Source organism: Staphylococcus caprae, assembly GCF_002902725.1.
Classification (GTDB): Bacteria; Bacillota; Bacilli; order Staphylococcales; family Staphylococcaceae; genus Staphylococcus; species Staphylococcus caprae.
Map to the genome: position 1 here is coordinate 1 of NZ_PPRT01000024.1, position 16,785 is coordinate 16,785.

Here is a 16,785-nt window from a genome sequence, read left to right on the forward strand (position 1 = left end):
AGCATACTATGCTCAATATATAAATAATTAATATAAATTCATGAAATCTAATAAACAGGGTTTCTTGCATATTATCACCATATTAATATGCTTATTCAAAACTAAAAATTCGACGAGCAGAAATTTCCTTTGCTTTACTTTCTTTTTCTAGCTTAGCCTTTTCTCTAGGATCTTCGGCTTCAATGTCAAAAATGTTTTGAAATAGCTCTAATTTTTCAGTACTTTTCTTATCACTGCTTAATTCTTTAGCCTGTTTGATTGGATCTTTCAACATTTGGTTAATAATACTTTTTGTATGTTTAGAAATAACCTTTCTTTCTCTCTCTGAAAGATTCGGCAACTTGTGATCGATACTTTCCATCGTTTCAGATTGTATATTCATCGCTTTTTCTCGTAAAGCACGTATAACAGGAACAACACCTAACATATTGACCCATTCATTGTGGGAATCAATTTCATTAGGGATTTGTTGTGCAATTGCTTCGGCTGCAAGTTGACGTTCTCTTAAGTTTGCATCGACTAAACCTTTTAAATCGTCAACATCATAATTGAAGATATTCGTAATCGCATCAATTCCTGGTTCGATATCACGAGGAACAGCAATATCAATCATGACTAATGAATCGCCTTTCCTACGATCAGAAATTTGATCAATCATGTGATTGGTAATGATATAGTCTTGAGAACTTGTAGAACTAATCACAATATCAGTTTGCTCTAATAATGATGGCAAAGCATCTAAAGAATCGTAAGAGACATTGTGCTTATTAGCTAACACTTCAGCTTTAGCTACTGTACGATTGACGATAGTGATATTTGAAATTCCAGAACCTAACAGATTTAAGAGTGATAATTCGCTCATTTCCCCTGCACCAATAATGACAGCATGTTTGCTTTTCAATTTTCCGAATACCTTTTTAGCTAATTCAACGGCAGCATAAGAAACACTGACAGCATTATCTGCAATATCAGTTTCACTGTGTGCGCGTTTAGCAAAAGTAATCGCCTGTTTGAATAAATGATTAAATATTGTTCCAGTAGTACCTGTTTCTTGTGCTAAGAAAAATGCATCACGCATTTGACCTAAAATTTGAGTTTCTCCAAGTACTATTGAATCAAGGCCAGAAATCACACGCAATAAATGTTCTACTGCGTCGTCCCCCACTTTGACTTCTGACATTTCTTTAATATCATCTACTTCAAATCCAAAAGAACGTGCTAAGAAACGTTGAATATAGTAACGTCCTGTATGAATTTGGTCAACTACGGCGTATACTTCAGTACGATTACATGTAGATAATATGACGTTTTCTAAAATGGATTTCGTTTCATATAAATCTTCATGGGCTAATCGCAAGGCATCATCTCTAAAAGCAACTTGCTCTCTTAGTGCTACATCAGCAGTACGATGATTTATGCTAATTGCAATAAAATGCATTTATAACGCCCTCCATATACTAACAATAAGCCAAGTATAACACATTTATTTACACAATTAAGTTGAATGCTCAAATAAATTAGAAATATTCTAATGTAATTTCAAAAATTTGTCAAAATAGTAACAAATCATTCAATCGTAATTATAAGATTTTATATTTCTATGATTTTAATTACTTATACATAAGAATAGTTATAAATAAGAAGCAATGATATCCCAAACTTGCTGTTGTTTACTATTTTTAATAGAAGAATAGCTGATTATCTCATCTTCCGGTTCAAGATCTAATTTTTCTTTAATATTTTTAATGTGTTTTTGAACTTTACCTTTAGCAATTTTATCCTCTTTGGTACAAATCACTAATGTTGGAATATCAAAATGTTTCAAATAATTATACATGAGTACATCATCTTCAGTTGGATTATGTCGTAGATCGACCAGTTGAATAACAAGCTGTAGATTTTCTCGTTGTGTTAAATACTCTTCAATCATTTTACCAAACTTTTCTCTTTGAACTTTACTCACCTTTGCATAACCATATCCAGGTACATCGACAAAGATAAGCTGTTCATCTATATTAAAGAAATTGAGCGTTTGCGTTTTCCCTGGTTGTTGGGAAGTACGAGCCATATTCTTACGTCCTATCATACTATTAATGAAAGTCGATTTACCCACATTAGAACGTCCGCTTAATGCAACTTCGGCCATCTCTGTTTCAGGGTATTGAGATTTTTGCACAGCACTGATGATTAATTCGATATTATTAGGATTGATATTCATATTTTATCCTCTCTTTATCACTTAAATTTAACTTAACTCTAACATTATAAATGATTTTATGTCGATAAGATATGTTTGAAATCGTATTACGGTATGATTTACATAAAAAAACTGAGCCACAACTTATGTGGCTCAGTATGTTTCATCAATATGAATTATGCTGAAGTTTTACTTTCGTTAACAAGATTACCTTCAGAATCGTATAGTTCAGGTTCAATTTCTTCATTAATTGTTTGTTCAGTAATAACAACTTTGCTTACATTTTCAGTTGAAGGAACATCATACATGATATCGATAAGTGCTTCTTCAATAATTGAACGCAAGCCACGTGCACCTGTTTTACGTTCGATTGCTTTCTCACTAATTGCTGATAATGCTTCATCAGTAAATTCTAATTCTACATTATCTAATTCTAGCATCTTAGTATATTGTTTAACTAACGCATTTTTCGGTTGCGTTAAGATATTTTTAAGTGCTGCAATATCTAATGTTTCAAGGTTAGCAACAATTGGTACACGTCCAATAAATTCAGGAATTAAACCATATGATTGTAAATCTTCTGGTCGAATTTGTTCTAATAAAGCTTCTTCATCATATTTATCAGCTTCATTACTAGCAAATCCAATTACTTTCTCTCCTAAACGACGTTTGATTACTTCATCAATTCCGTCAAAGGCACCACCCAAGATGAATAAAATATTCGTAGTATCAATCTGGATTAACTCTTGGTTTGGATGTTTACGTCCACCTTGTGGAGGAACGCTTGCAGTTGTACCTTCTAAAATTTTAAGTAAGGCTTGTTGAACACCTTCACCAGACACATCACGTGTAATAGAAGTATTCTCAGATTTACGAGCTATTTTATCAATTTCATCGACATATATAATACCTTTTTCAGCTTTATCTATATCAAAGTCAGCAGCTTGGATTAAACGTAATAGAATATTTTCAACGTCGTCGCCTACATAGCCTGCTTCAGTAAGACTTGTAGCATCTGCAATCGCAAATGGTACATTAAGCGTCTTAGCTAATGTTTGCGCTAATAATGTTTTACCGCTACCTGTAGGACCAATTAATGCGATATTACTTTTTTGTAACTCTACATCATCTTCACTAGGGCCTAATTGTTGAATACGTTTATAGTGGTTATAAACTGCAACAGCCAATGATTTTTTTGCTTTTTCTTGGCCAATGACATATTCATTTAAATGATCCATGATTTCTTTAGGAGTTGGTAATTCAGTAAATCCTTCTGACGTATTTTGAGCTAATTCTTCTTCAACGATTTCTGAGCAAAGCTCAATACACTCGTTACAAATATATACGCCACTTCCTGCGACTAATTTTTTAACTTGATCTTGGTCTTTACCGCAGAAAGAACATTTTAAGTTTTCTTCATCTTCATTGAATTTGAACATTCTTTTTTACACCCCTATTCCTTAAAGACTATACTAGATTGCATTCTACAATGCAACTTTGTGCATTTACAATTTATCTGCTTAAATAGTTATAGCAGATACACATTACATGTATCTGCTACCTTTTTCACTTAGTCATTAAATATGAACAATCTTTGATTAATTATACTTTATTGACGATATCGTCAAAGTAACTTCACCTAATAATTAGTCTTCTTTTGTTGATTCAACATATTTAGCGTTATCTCTTAATAAATCGATAACTTTTTGAATACGTACATCATTTTTCACGATATCTGTATTACCTAAAGTTGATTTAATATCTTCAACTGAAATATTAAACTGTTCACTCATTTTTTCTAGTTCTTTATCGATATCTTCGTCAGAAACTTCAACATTCTCAGCATCTGCAATAGCTGTAAGCGTTAAGTTTGTTTTAACACGTTGTTCAGCATCATCTTTCATTTGCTCTCTTAATTGTTCTTCGTTTTGACCAGAGATTTGATAATACATTTGTAAGTCTAAACCTTGTTGTTGAATTCTTTGACCGAATTCTTGAATCATACGGTCTAATTCAGTGTTAACCATAGCTTCTGGGATATCAATTGTTGTGTTGTCAGTAGCTTTGTTGATTGCTTCTTCTTTTTCAGTATTTTCAGCTTCTGTAGCTTTTTGTTCAGATAAACGTTTACGTAAGTTTTCTTTATATTCATCTACAGTTTCAGCATTTGAATCTAATTCATTTGCTACTTCATCAGTAAGCTCAGGCACTTCTTTATATTTGATTTCATTTACTTTTGTTTTGAAAGTAGCTTCTTTACCTGCTAATTCTTCAGCATGATATTCTTCTGGGAAAGTTACAACAACGTCTTTTTCTTCTCCAGTTTTCATACCTTCTAATTGCTCTTCGAATCCTGGGATGAATGAACCTGAACCAACTTCTAGGTCATAGCCTTCAGCTTGACCGCCTTCAAATTCTTCACCATCAACTGAACCACTAAAGTCAATGTTTACTGTGTCGCCATTTTCAACAGCGCCATCTTCTTTAACAACCATTTCAGCTAAGTGGCCTAAACTGTGGTCGATAGATTCTTGTAATTCTTCATCAGTAAGTTCAGTGTCTTGTTTTTCAATTTCAAGACCTTTATATTCACCTAATTCAACTTCTGGTTCAACTGTAACTGTAGCATCGAAGATAAAGTCTTTACCTTTTTCGATTTGAGTGACACTTACTTCAGGTTGTGCTACTGGATTAATACCAGTTTCATCAATAGCTTCCCCATAAGCTTCAGGTAATAAGATATCTACTGCATCTTGGTATAATGCTTCTACACCAAAACGTTGTTCAAAGATTGGACGAGGCACTTTACCTTTACGGAAACCAGGCACATTAATTTGTTTAACTACTTTTTTAAATGCTTGATCTAATGCTTTGTCTACTTTTTCTGCAGGAACTGTAACTGTTAATACGCCTTCGTTACCTTCCTTTTTTTCCCAAGTTGCTGTCATGTATAAATACCTCCATGATTGACTAATTTATTTTTTTCAACTTCCCTATTATATCATAGGTTTAAATCGTAAACAAACATTGAAAACACTGAGTTTTTCAAGTTTATTTATTATCAATAGATACTATATTAAATTTCTTTTTCTAAATTTGCAACAAATGAATTTCAGTTCTCAATATCTAAAGATTTAATAAATTCTAATGTGTTTAAATTCTCAACAGTTATTTCTATACCAATTAATGATTTAAAATAAACATCATAAGCATTAATCCATTCATCAATATGGTATAGAGATTTAATTTCTAATGGATATAAGAGTATTGAATGATTATTCATAATATGATGCGCTTCATCTACAATGTGTAATGCGCCTTCTTCAAGCCTTTGTATCACTTGAGGAATCACAGTTTCTTTCATCGTTGTATGTTCTAATCCAGTTAGGTTTGAAGGTATGACGTTTACCTCTTGATCGTACTTCCTGATTACAATTTCATTATCGTATTCAGCAAATCTTAAATATTCTAACATGAGGCTCATAATATTATGAGGTAATTTCAATGTTGATAATAAATGCGCAACACTCTCTTTAAATTGATAATGTCCATTATCAATCAGTTGTAAAACTAACGCTGTTTGTTCTCTACTATTATAATCTTCGAATTTTGCAAGAGATGATGAAATCATTTGTCGATCTACATCTAATTTAGATTGTGCATACTCTTTTAAAGGAAAGAGTGCCATTCTTGTTTTATGATCACGCACTTCATCAATAATTTGATTGATTACTTCAACTGTCTGATAATATTGACCTAAACCATTTAAACTCTTAACGTAATAAATCATTAAGTCATCATAGCAACTCAATCCACGCTTCAATAATATAATGGCTTCTTCTCTTAATTCTAAAAATGAACTCATTTGATTAAGCATCCAACATTTTTTCAAAGCAAGTTCTTCAGTAAGTTCGAAATGTCTTTCGTAGGTTTCAAATAGATCATACATTTCTTCATAATCATGATTGTGTTGAGCATTTTTTATTTGCGTGATTATTTTTTGTTCAGATTGTGGAAAAGGAATTACATTCGACAATTATTATGCACTCCAATCTTTATAGGTCTTGAAGAATTAAAGCACTCCATGTCTCAAAATCATCGTAAGATTCAATACTTCCTTTTTCTACCCACTTTATTCTAAGTGTATCAGTTTCTTTTGCTTCAACATCAGAAGTTTGGACAGTGATTTTAAACACCACCCCCATATGAACTTTACCTACTTCGTTAGTATCATCATTAATAAAACCAATATATTCCATATTTTGTGAATCTTCACTTGCTAGACCTACTTCTTCTTCCAATTCTCTTTGTGCATTAACTCTTAAAACTTCATTAATAGAATCTGCACCAACGACGTCATTCATGTGACCTCCTACACCAATAGAAGATTGACCGTGTAATCTCTCTTCTCCGCCACCAGATAGACGTTCGTAGACAAGAATTTCTCCTTTTTCATTTTCTAATAAACAATAAGAGATAAGCTGTTTAAACGTAGGATCTTCTTCCATATCACCACGTCTTTTGACTTCATATTCACTTAAAGCATTAAAGATGTCTTTTCCTTTAATATTATTTTTATGTAAAAAACCATTGAAAGCATTTTTATCATCATTAAATAATACACTTCTTGGTACAACGATAATTTGTTCATCAAATTTAGACATTTTTATCTCCTTTTGAATTTATACTTTTATACCTGTCATTTTAGCAAAAATCATTATATTTTGCGATTTAACACTTGCGATTTGGCAATAAAAAAAGAGATGACCTCTACATCATCTCTTAATCACAATTATTATTTTAAAGCTTCTTTAGCTTTAGATACTAATTCACCGAAAGCTTTGTCGTCAGAAATAGCGATTTCTGATAACATTTTACGGTTAATGTCGATTTCAGCTTTTTTCAAGCCGTTCATTAAACGAGAATAGCTCATGTCATGTTGACGTGCAGCCGCATTAATACGAGTGATCCATAATTTACGGAAATCACGTTTACGTTGACGACGGTCACGGAAAGCATATTGATCTGATTTCATTACTTGTTGTTTAGCTACTTTGTATAATGTGTGTTTCGCACCGAAGTAACCTTTAGCTAATTTAATCGTTTTTTTACGACGGGCTCTTGTAACTGTTCCACCTTTAACTCGTGGCATAATAAATTCCTCCTTAGATATTAACTATCGTACTATTTCTTATTTTTTGTATGCTAATAATTGTTTTACACGTTTCATATCACTTTTAGACACTAATTTAGCTTTACGTAATTGACGTTTTTGTTTAGTGTTTTTATTTGCGAATAAGTGAGATGTGAAAGCTCTTGAACGTTTTAATTGACCTGAACCAGTTCTTTTAACACGTTTAGCTGCTCCACGGTGAGTTTTCATTTTAGGCATGATTCATTTCCTCCTATTAATTGACGATTATTTTTCATTGACAGGCGCTAACATAATAAACATTTGGCGCCCTTCCATTTTAGGTTTTTGTTCAACAGTTGCGATATCTTTACATTCATCTACAAATTTTTCTAATACGCGTTGACCAATTTCTTTATGCGTAATCGCACGTCCTCTGAAACGAATAGAAACTTTACATTTATCGCCTTTAGATAAGAATTTACGTCCATTTTTCAACTTAGTTTGGAAGTCATGTTCTTCAATAGTTGGACTTAAACGTATTTCTTTAACGTTGATAACTTTTTGTTTCTTTTTCATTTCTTTTTCTTTTTTCTGTTGTTCGAATTTATATTTACCGTAGTCCATAATTCTCGCAACAGGTGGTTTAGCGTTTGGTGCTACAACAACTAAATCTAAATCTACACGTTCAGCCATTTCTAACGCTTCACGTTTAGGTTTCACACCAATTTGTTCACCATCTTGGCCTATTAAACGTAGTTCTTTTGCACGAATTTTCTCATTAATTTGAGTTTGATCTTTTGCTATGGTTGACACCTCCTAAAGTTTTACGAAATTGTCCCAAGCAAAAAAGAAGAGCGAGTATCACTACCCGCTCTTCTTTCACACATTTATTGTGTAACATGATTAACCTGCCAACTGCATTAGCGTCGCTACAGGTGAGAAGCGGGTGCTTCTACTTGGTTCGTTTCGTATTCAACGTTTACAATCATATCAGTAATAAACATGTAAGTCAATTGTTTTTTTATTATTTATCATGATGTCTAATTTCTTCCATTGAAACATCTTGTCTTAGATCCACTTTATTAAGTGGAATCATTTTAGTTTTATAGCGTAATTTATGATAAAGGAAGAAGATTAAAAATACAGGTATACCCATATAGGTAATTACAAATCTATTTAGATCAAAATGTCCTGTTTTAATAAAATCAACATCTTGCCCGATAATAACAATCACACATAATATACCTGCGAATATAGGACCAAATGGGAAAAGTTTGGCTTTATATTTAAGCTTACTTTTATCGTAATCTTGTTTATCAAAAGCGCGTCTAAATCTAAAGTGACTAATCGCTATACCTACCCAAGCAATAAATCCTGTCATTCCACTCGCCGCAACAATATATTCATATGCATCGCCACTGAGGTGTTGTAAAGCGAAAATAAGTACAACTAGTACGCCAGTAGCAATTAATGATAAATAAGGTACACCACTTTTGTTTGTTTTGCCAAATGAAGCAAACGCAAGTTTATCTTTACTCATTGAATATAACATACGAGTAGACGCGTACATTCCTGAATTTCCGGCTGATAGTACTGATGTAAGTATAACAGCGTTCATGAACGAAGCTGCAAAGGCAAGACCTGCATTCTTAAATACAAGTGTAAATGGTGAAGTAGAAATACTATCTCCGCCACCCATTAATGCCTTACTATCATAAGGAATCAACATACCTATGATAAATATTGCTAAAATATAAAATAATAAGATTCTCCAAAATACTTGTTTGATCGCCTTCGGAACAGCTCTTTCAGGATTTTCAGATTCACCAGCTGTAATACCTATTAATTCAGTACCTTGGAATGAGAATCCAGCTACTAGGAATACACCTAAAATAGAGAGAAGACTACCTCCAAGGTTTCCACCTAGGATAGGACCGTCACCTTTAGTGAATGTATCGAATCCTACAAATTCTCCACCCATGATACCTAGTATTGTTAATAAACCTATCACAATAAAGATAATTACAGTAACAACTTTAATTAAAGCAAACCAATATTCACTTTCGCCATACACTCTCACTGATAAAGAATTTAATGCGAAAATAATAACTAAGAATATACAACTCCAAACCCAAGCAGGCATCCCTTGCATTGGAGACCAATACTGTATAACTTGAGCTGCAATCGTTACATCAGCTGCAACTGTAATAACCCAGTTAAACCAATAATTCCAACCTAAAGCAAACCCTAAAGAAGGATCTACGAATCTTGTAGCATACGTACTAAAAGATCCTGAAACCGGCAAATATGTCGCCATTTCACCTAGTGAAGTCATTAGGAAGAATACCATCGCACCAATAATCGCATACGCAATTAATGCACCTAATGCACCAGCATCATGAATGGCACCACCTGAAGTCATAAATAGACCTGTCCCAATACAACCGCCAATTGCGATCATAGAAATATGACGATCTTTTAATCCTCTTTGAACACCGCCATTTTGATTTTCATTTTTACTCATAGAAGTTCCCTTTCCTTGTCTTAGAGGCTAACATGTAACTATTTCTCTGTGTAGAATAACTATACATGTCTTGTATGAAAATTTGATTAAAATCATACATAGTTATGAGTATGCTTAATTTCATCATCATTGAATTGAAATTATACGAACTTTAGTTACACACAGAACTCAAACAAAAAAGTGGTTACATACCTTTAAGATATGCAACCACTTTGCTTTTATCTATATAAGGTAGCACATCACATTCAGTGACAGTACAGCTTCTTATCGAAAACTGTCCCAACAAATGTAAATTATGGTTTTACATTTGTTTCGGCATTGTTACCTTTTGCTAATTCAACATATGTTCCATACAACTTCTGATTAGCTACTGATTAACAATGCAACCTCTAACTCTAATTTATATTTGATTCAATTGTAATATACATGATACAGCCTGTCTTTTCAAGCTTATCTATGTTTTTTCAAGCGGATTTCATCAACAAGATTCCAAATGAACTCATCTTTTTCAAGTGATTCTTGGTCTTCTGAACCATATTTTCTAACATTCACTTCGTTATTTTCCACTTCTTTGTCACCGACTACAATTTGGTATGGGATTTTTTGCATTTGTGCTTCACGTATTTTATATCCCATTTTTTCATTACGGTCATCAATTTCGACACGTACACCTTGTGATTTGAGCTCATCTTGTAATTGACGCGCATAGTCATAATGAATATCAACATTTACAGGAATAATTTCAACTTGTTTTGGCGCTAACCAAGTTGGGAATGCCCCTTTAGTTTCCTCAGTTAAGAATGCAACAAAACGTTCCATAGTTGAAACCACGCCACGGTGGATAACAACTGGTCGATGTTGTTCGCCATCGCTTCCTATATAAGTAAGTTCAAAGCGTTCTGGTAATAAGAAGTCAAGTTGAGCTGTAGATAATGTTTCTTCTTTACCCATAGCTGTTTTAACTTGGACGTCTAATTTTGGACCGTAGAAAGCCGCTTCACCTATAGCTTCTACATATGGTAAGCCCATTTCATCAACTGCTTCTTTAAGCATTGATTCAGCTTTATTCCACATTTCGTCATCGTCCATGTATTTCTCTTTATCTTCAGGGTCTCTATAGCTTAATCTAAAAGTATAATCCTCGAAACCGAAATCTTCATATACTTCTTGAATCATGTTTACAACTCGTTTGAACTCTTCTTTAATTTGATCTGGTCTTACGAAAATATGAGAGTCATTTAAAGTCATACCACGAACACGTTGTAATCCAGAAACAGCACCGCTTGCTTCATATCTATGCATTGTACCTAATTCAGCAATACGAATAGGTAGTTCACGATAAGAGTGTGGTTTATTGTTATAAATCATCATATGATGTGGACAGTTCATTGGTCTTAATACCATTTCTTCTGTTTCATCTAATTTCATTGGCGGGAACATATCCTCTTGATAATGGTCCCAGTGTCCTGAAGTTTTATATAAATCAACATTTGCGAGTACAGGAGTATATACATGGTCGTAACCCATGCTTACCTCTTTATCAACAATGTAACGTTCAATTTCACGTCGAATTGTAGCCCCATTAGGTAACCATAGAGGTAAACCTGCACCTACGAGTTGGCTATTAGTAAATAACTCTAAGTCTTTACCAATTTTACGATGATCTCGTTCGCGACGTTCTTCAAGCATTTGTAAGTGCGCTTTTAGATCTTTTTTATCGAAAAATGCAGTACCGTAAATACGTTGTAACATCTTGTTATTACTATCACCACGCCAATAAGCACCAGCAGTGGATAATAATTTAAATTCTTTAATTTTTGAAGTTGAAGGTACGTGAACGCCACGGCATAAATCAGTAAACTCACCTTGTGTGTATAGAGTAACATTCTCTCCTTCAGGAATTGCATCAATCAATTCCAATTTATAAGGATCATCTTTGAAAAATTCTTTAGCTTCGTTTCTACTCACTACTTTTCTTTCAACTTTATAATTTTCATTAACGATTTGTTTCATTGTTTTTTCGATTTTGTCAAAGTCATCTGATGATACCTTTTCATCCATATCAAAATCGTAATAGAACCCACCTTCAATAACTGGTCCTACACCAAACTTCACATCTCCATATAAGCGTTTTAAGGCTTGAGCCATTAAGTGAGCAGTTGAATGACGTAATACTTCAAGTGCTTCTTCACTTCCAGGTGTAACAATTTCAATTGATCCATCTTCTTCAAGCGGACGAGTTAAATCGACCATTTGACCATTAAATTTACCTGCTACAGCTTTCTTTCTTAAACCTGGGCTTATAGATTGAGCGATATCTTCTGTAGTTGTACCTTTATCAAACGCCTTTGAATTACCATCTGGAAATTGAATATTAATTTGATCCATACTTAACCCTCCTAAATAATAAAGCATCTGATCGTTGACTTGTTTAATAAATATCCATAAAACACAAAAAATCCCGCCCCAAACAAGGGACGAGATTATCGCGGTACCACCCTAGTCGTTTAACTCTTATTCTCATTAAAGAGTTAAACTTCTCTACATAAGATAACGGTCTTGAGCCGGATATTCATTACAAATATCATTTACTGAAGTAGTAATCATTTAATATGTTAGCCATATTCTCATTAGCTAATGACTTTCTGTGTAACAGTGATTAAATTATCTTGTCTTCAATAATTTCAACGATTTAGATTTAAGTCTATTATACACCTCATAAGATAAAATTCAATTGTTTCTATAATTTTTACCTTCAAGATAATATGAGTTGGATAGCGTCTTAACACGTTCGATAATACGAGCGGCTTTCGTTTTTTCAGATCCATCTCTTGTAATAGATAAGTGATGCTCAAGTTCACTATAATCAAAGTTAGAACTAAAGAAAGTTGGTAGTTCATGTACCATTCTATAATGTAGCAATGGCCCTATGATTTCATCCCTTACCCACGGCGTAACTTCTTCAGCACCAATATCGTCTAACATTAATATATTAGCTTCTCGCACACGTTCTAATTTCCTTTCGAAGCTACCATCCTTAAATCCACTCTTTAAAGTACGTATAAATTCAGGTAAATACACGATAGTAGAGGAAATCTTTTTAGACTTAAGTTGATTGGCAATTGCGCCTAGTATGAATGATTTACCTGTACCAAACGGACCATGTAAATATAGCCCTTTTACTTTTTCATCATTAGCAATAGCAGTACAGATTTCTTCTGCAGCCATCGCTACATCTAAACGATCGCGTTGGTCCATATAGATGTCTTTCAACTTGGCATTTAATGTATCTCGTTGCATATGATGAGAGGTTATGAGTTGAGAATTAAACCGTTCTTCGTCATGTTTAATTTTGCAAGGACACATTAAATATCGAATTTTTATTCTATCATTTTCTATGTAGAGTTCAGGTACATGTCCTTTTACAAAATTGGGGCAATCTTCGAAGCGATGACCATCGTAATGCTTTTGTTGATCTTTATATTCTTGCAATACATTTAAATCTTCATCAATCATTGCATTAGTAAGTTCAGATTGATGATGCTCTAAAAATTGTTTAACATCTGGGTCATTAATTACGTCTTTTTTTATTTTTTCAATTCTTTTATCTAAGTCTTGTGACGACCCCATAATATTTTTGAAGCTTTTCATCACTCATCACCTTCCTCCCATTTTTTATTTAATTTCTCTAGGAATGCTTGACGGTCTTTTTCTAATTTATCATCATTTTGTTTTGATTGTTTTTCAGAAGTGTTTGCAGATTGATTATCTCGATTTTCTAACCATTTTGGTGTTTTTTCTTTAGATATCAATTGTTTGTTTTGTCTTGAATAATTTCTACTTCCTTTATAATTCTGCTCATAATTTTTAGGTTGATTGACTTGAAGTGCATAATCATAAGCCTGTTTCGCAGTTTTAATGTCTTTTTTATTCCAATTTGACGCTATCTCAAATATATAAGATTTCGGCAACTTCATATCTTCTTTAAGCATAACAAATTGCAATAGAATATTAATGACACCAAAATTCATCTTCTCTCTATTCATTAATTCTTCAATCATACTCTTCTGAGATTGTGTAGGTTCTGACCCAGACCAACTTGCCAACATATCAATTGGACTTGTTTCATCAAGTAATTTCAACCATGCTTCAGTATCATTTTGAGGCGAGATTTCTTCACTATTTGATGAGATATCTGATCGTTGCTCTTTTAATTGTAATTTGGGTAGATGATTTTCATGTTCTATTAAATAATAAGAACGCGCCTGTTTCCGCATCTCTTCAAAAGATAATTGTTGCGCACTAGTAATTGAATTTAATATAACCTTTTTCATACCATCTGGGGTTAATCCATATAATGTGGCGAGTTGAATGATGAGTTCTTTGGCATCCTTATCAATGATTTCATTACTGATAAAATGATGATTTAACATTTGTTTTAATAAATCGAAATCGAATGTCTCATTAGATAAATCAACACCATCATAGTGCTTAATTTGCTTAAGTTTGGATAAATCTTGGTCCATCATTTTCTTAGGAACGCTAAATACTTCAGTAAACTTTCGTGTTGTTTGTTGATAACTACTTAAATCTTTTTTATCCCTTTCAAAATGAGCTTTAAGCATTTGATAACGATTCTTATCAACCTCACTATATAAAAATACAGAAAGCATCGGATCATTAAAAAATTGATATGCTGTTGGAGGTTGAATTAATTGATACACAAAATGTGTTTGTTTATCTTCGTGATTTACGAAAGTTTTGACCAATCCTATTGCTTCTAGGTAATCCATTTGCTTCCTAAAATCTAGAAGGTTAATTTTTAATTCATTCATAAATACATAATGTGTTAGCGGATAATGATTATTGTCATCAGTAAACTGATTCATAAAATGATAAAGTCCAATAGACTGGGGCCCAATTAAAGGCGTAAACAGACGATTTAGTATTTCTAAGTGTTCTGTCGTTATTTGAAATTCTTTAATCACTTCAAAGCCATCTTGAGGCCTCAAACCATATTCATAGGATTGTAATCCCATTGATTAATCACTCCGTTTGTTATCATTCAAAATTCCTTGCATGGAAGCAAGTAGTTGGTCCACATCTTTAAATTCTTTATAGACGGAAGCAAATCTTACATAGGAAACTTGATCTACATGCATCAATAATTTCATTACATGTTCTCCAATATCTCGGGAAGATATTTCAGTTTGTCCTTCATCTCTTAATTGCCACTCTACTTTATTCGTTATATCCTCCAATTGTTGATATCTTACCGGTCTTTTTTCACAAGATCTTACTAGGCCATTTAATATTTTTTCTCTTAAAAATTGCTCTCTAGTGCCATCTTTTTTAACAACGATAAGCGGACTTACTTCAATATGTTCAAATGTGGTAAATCTAGTGCCACAATTTTCACATTCTCTTCTACGTCTTATTGCATTAGCTTCATCAGCATGTCTCGAATCGACTACTCTTGAATGCGTTGAATTACATTTTGGGCATTTCATTTATGTCACCCTCTTAAGTTTGATTATCGTTCATTATACTATAAAATTGGCTTGTAAAAAAGAAAGGTCCTTTAGACTAATAATCGAATTATTATACTTAATAACTGAAATATTTTAGAGTGGATGTCGTAGATAAATACAATAATAATAAAAATGCATGTCACAAATTAAAATTTCACTTTTATAAGACAATATAAATTTTTTTGACATAGAAAATCACTTTGAAGCAACAGGATTTTACTACTTTAAAAATGAGTGTAGTAATAAAAAAGCTCTAAGACAATTCTAAACTGAAATTATCTTAGAGCTATCGTATCGGATCTTATATGCCAAATTGATTAACTATATATTTAATTAAACTGCTTTAACTGTTGCTTCATCTTCAATAAGCTGACCAATTTGTTCAGCAACTTCAACAACTCGGTTTGAATATCCCCATTCATTATCGTACCAGGCGATAACTTTAACTTTATTATCTCCCATCACCATTGTAGATTGTGCATCTAACACTGCTGAATTAGGGTTTGTATTAAAATCAACGGACACTAAAGGTGCATCTTCAACGTCTAATATGCCATCTAAGCCAGAATTTCTGAATGCATCATTTACTTCTTCAGCGGTTACATTTTTCTCTAAATCAACCACTAAATCCACTAGGGAAACATTCTTCGTTGGAACACGTAGTGCCATACCATGAAGTTTGCCTTCAACTTCTGGTAATACCTCTTTAAGTGCTTTAGCTGCACCAGTTGAAGTAGGTATAATACTTTCGTTACATGAACGTGCTCTACGTAAATCTTTATGTGGATTATCAATATTTTTTTGGTCATTTGTAATAGCATGAACCGTTGTCATTAAACCATTTACAATTCCAAATTTATCATTTAAGACTTTGGCTACTGGACCTATACAATTGGTTGTACATGAAGCGTTACTAAAGATATCATATTGATTAATATCTAGTTGATCATCATTAACCCCTTTTACAATCATTTGCACTTCTCCGCCTTTTGAAGGCCCTGTTAACAACACTTTTTTAGCCCCTGCGTTAATATGCGCAATCGCTTTATCACCATGATTAAATTTACCAGTTGCTTCGATAACAAGATCAATATCTAATTCTCTCCATGGTAAGTTTTCAGGGTTTCTATCAGATACTAATTTAATTTCATGATCTCCAACTTTGATACCATTTTCTGTTGGTTCTACTTTCTTATCATATGTACCATGAGTTGTATCATAATTAATTAAATGTGCAATTGTTTCAGAAGGATAGCTTGCGTTGATAGCAACTACATTTAAATTTTCATTTTTTAAAGCTATACGTAATACCATTCTTCCAATTCTACCCATTCCATTAATTGCGATATTCGTTGACATTAAAAGCACCCCTTGAGCATTTATTTATATGTTATACTTT

Annotated in this window: 15 protein-coding genes, 1 riboswitch and 1 other annotated feature; all 15 genes read right to left on the minus strand. The window is 32.9% G+C overall.

Features of this window, described 5'->3' with window-relative positions; translation table 11 throughout:
- Positions 1-91: 91 nt before the first annotated feature.
- Positions 92-1,438, minus strand: coding sequence for a glutamyl-tRNA reductase (gene hemA, locus CD155_RS04785; protein WP_070830942.1), 1,347 nt, complete (start codon positions 1,436-1,438; stop codon positions 92-94).
- A gap of 192 nt (positions 1,439-1,630) precedes the next feature.
- On the minus strand, positions 1,631-2,218 hold the full coding sequence (yihA, locus tag CD155_RS04790; protein ID WP_070830939.1) for a ribosome biogenesis GTP-binding protein YihA/YsxC: 588 nt from the start codon (positions 2,216-2,218) through the stop codon (positions 1,631-1,633).
- A gap of 155 nt (positions 2,219-2,373) precedes the next feature.
- Positions 2,374-3,636 (minus strand): ATP-dependent Clp protease ATP-binding subunit ClpX, encoded by a 1,263-nt coding sequence (gene clpX / locus CD155_RS04795; protein WP_002443310.1) that lies wholly within the window; start codon positions 3,634-3,636, stop codon positions 2,374-2,376.
- Between the two features lie 207 nt (positions 3,637-3,843).
- Entirely contained in the window at positions 3,844-5,145 is a 1,302-nt protein-coding gene (gene tig / locus CD155_RS04800) for a trigger factor (RefSeq protein ID WP_103212684.1), read from the minus strand.
- A 164-nt stretch (positions 5,146-5,309) separates the two neighbouring features.
- Entirely contained in the window at positions 5,310-6,233 is a 924-nt protein-coding gene (locus tag CD155_RS04805; RefSeq protein WP_103212685.1) for a hypothetical protein, read from the minus strand.
- A gap of 19 nt (positions 6,234-6,252) precedes the next feature.
- The gene (locus CD155_RS04810; RefSeq protein WP_070830931.1) at positions 6,253-6,861 is read right to left on the minus strand and encodes an NUDIX domain-containing protein; all 609 of its coding nucleotides are present in this window, start codon (positions 6,859-6,861) and stop codon (positions 6,253-6,255) included.
- Between the two features lie 131 nt (positions 6,862-6,992).
- The gene (rplT, locus tag CD155_RS04815) at positions 6,993-7,349 is read right to left on the minus strand and encodes a 50S ribosomal protein L20 (protein ID WP_103212686.1); all 357 of its coding nucleotides are present in this window, start codon (positions 7,347-7,349) and stop codon (positions 6,993-6,995) included.
- A 39-nt stretch (positions 7,350-7,388) separates the two neighbouring features.
- A complete protein-coding gene (gene rpmI / locus CD155_RS04820) occupies positions 7,389-7,589 on the minus strand; it encodes a 50S ribosomal protein L35 (RefSeq protein ID WP_001830767.1) in 201 nt (66 codons plus the stop codon).
- A gap of 27 nt (positions 7,590-7,616) precedes the next feature.
- Complete coding sequence (infC, locus tag CD155_RS04825; protein WP_002443322.1) at positions 7,617-8,144, minus strand: translation initiation factor IF-3; 528 nt, start codon at positions 8,142-8,144, stop codon at positions 7,617-7,619.
- A gap of 27 nt (positions 8,145-8,171) precedes the next feature.
- Positions 8,172-8,295: a sequence feature (ribosomal protein L20 leader region), on the minus strand.
- Between the two features lie 60 nt (positions 8,296-8,355).
- On the minus strand, positions 8,356-9,855 hold the full coding sequence (locus CD155_RS04830; protein WP_070872010.1) for an amino acid permease: 1,500 nt from the start codon (positions 9,853-9,855) through the stop codon (positions 8,356-8,358).
- Between the two features lie 224 nt (positions 9,856-10,079).
- Positions 10,080-10,255: riboswitch (Lysine riboswitch) on the minus strand.
- A 50-nt stretch (positions 10,256-10,305) separates the two neighbouring features.
- Positions 10,306-12,243, minus strand: coding sequence for a threonine--tRNA ligase (gene thrS, locus CD155_RS04835; RefSeq protein ID WP_103212687.1), 1,938 nt, complete (start codon positions 12,241-12,243; stop codon positions 10,306-10,308).
- A gap of 342 nt (positions 12,244-12,585) precedes the next feature.
- Positions 12,586-13,506 (minus strand): primosomal protein DnaI, encoded by a 921-nt coding sequence (gene dnaI / locus CD155_RS04840; protein WP_070830924.1) that lies wholly within the window; start codon positions 13,504-13,506, stop codon positions 12,586-12,588.
- Positions 13,506-14,894 (minus strand): replicative helicase loading/DNA remodeling protein DnaB, encoded by a 1,389-nt coding sequence (gene dnaB / locus CD155_RS04845; RefSeq protein ID WP_103212688.1) that lies wholly within the window; start codon positions 14,892-14,894, stop codon positions 13,506-13,508. Before dnaB ends, dnaI begins: the two co-directional genes overlap by 1 nt.
- A 3-nt stretch (positions 14,895-14,897) precedes the next feature.
- A complete protein-coding gene (nrdR, locus tag CD155_RS04850; RefSeq protein ID WP_002443329.1) occupies positions 14,898-15,365 on the minus strand; it encodes a transcriptional regulator NrdR in 468 nt (155 codons plus the stop codon).
- A 354-nt stretch (positions 15,366-15,719) separates the two neighbouring features.
- Positions 15,720-16,745: a type I glyceraldehyde-3-phosphate dehydrogenase gene (gap, locus tag CD155_RS04855; protein WP_002443330.1), complete on the minus strand. Its 1,026-nt coding sequence runs from the start codon at positions 16,743-16,745 to the stop codon at positions 15,720-15,722.
- Positions 16,746-16,785 lie beyond the last annotated feature (40 nt).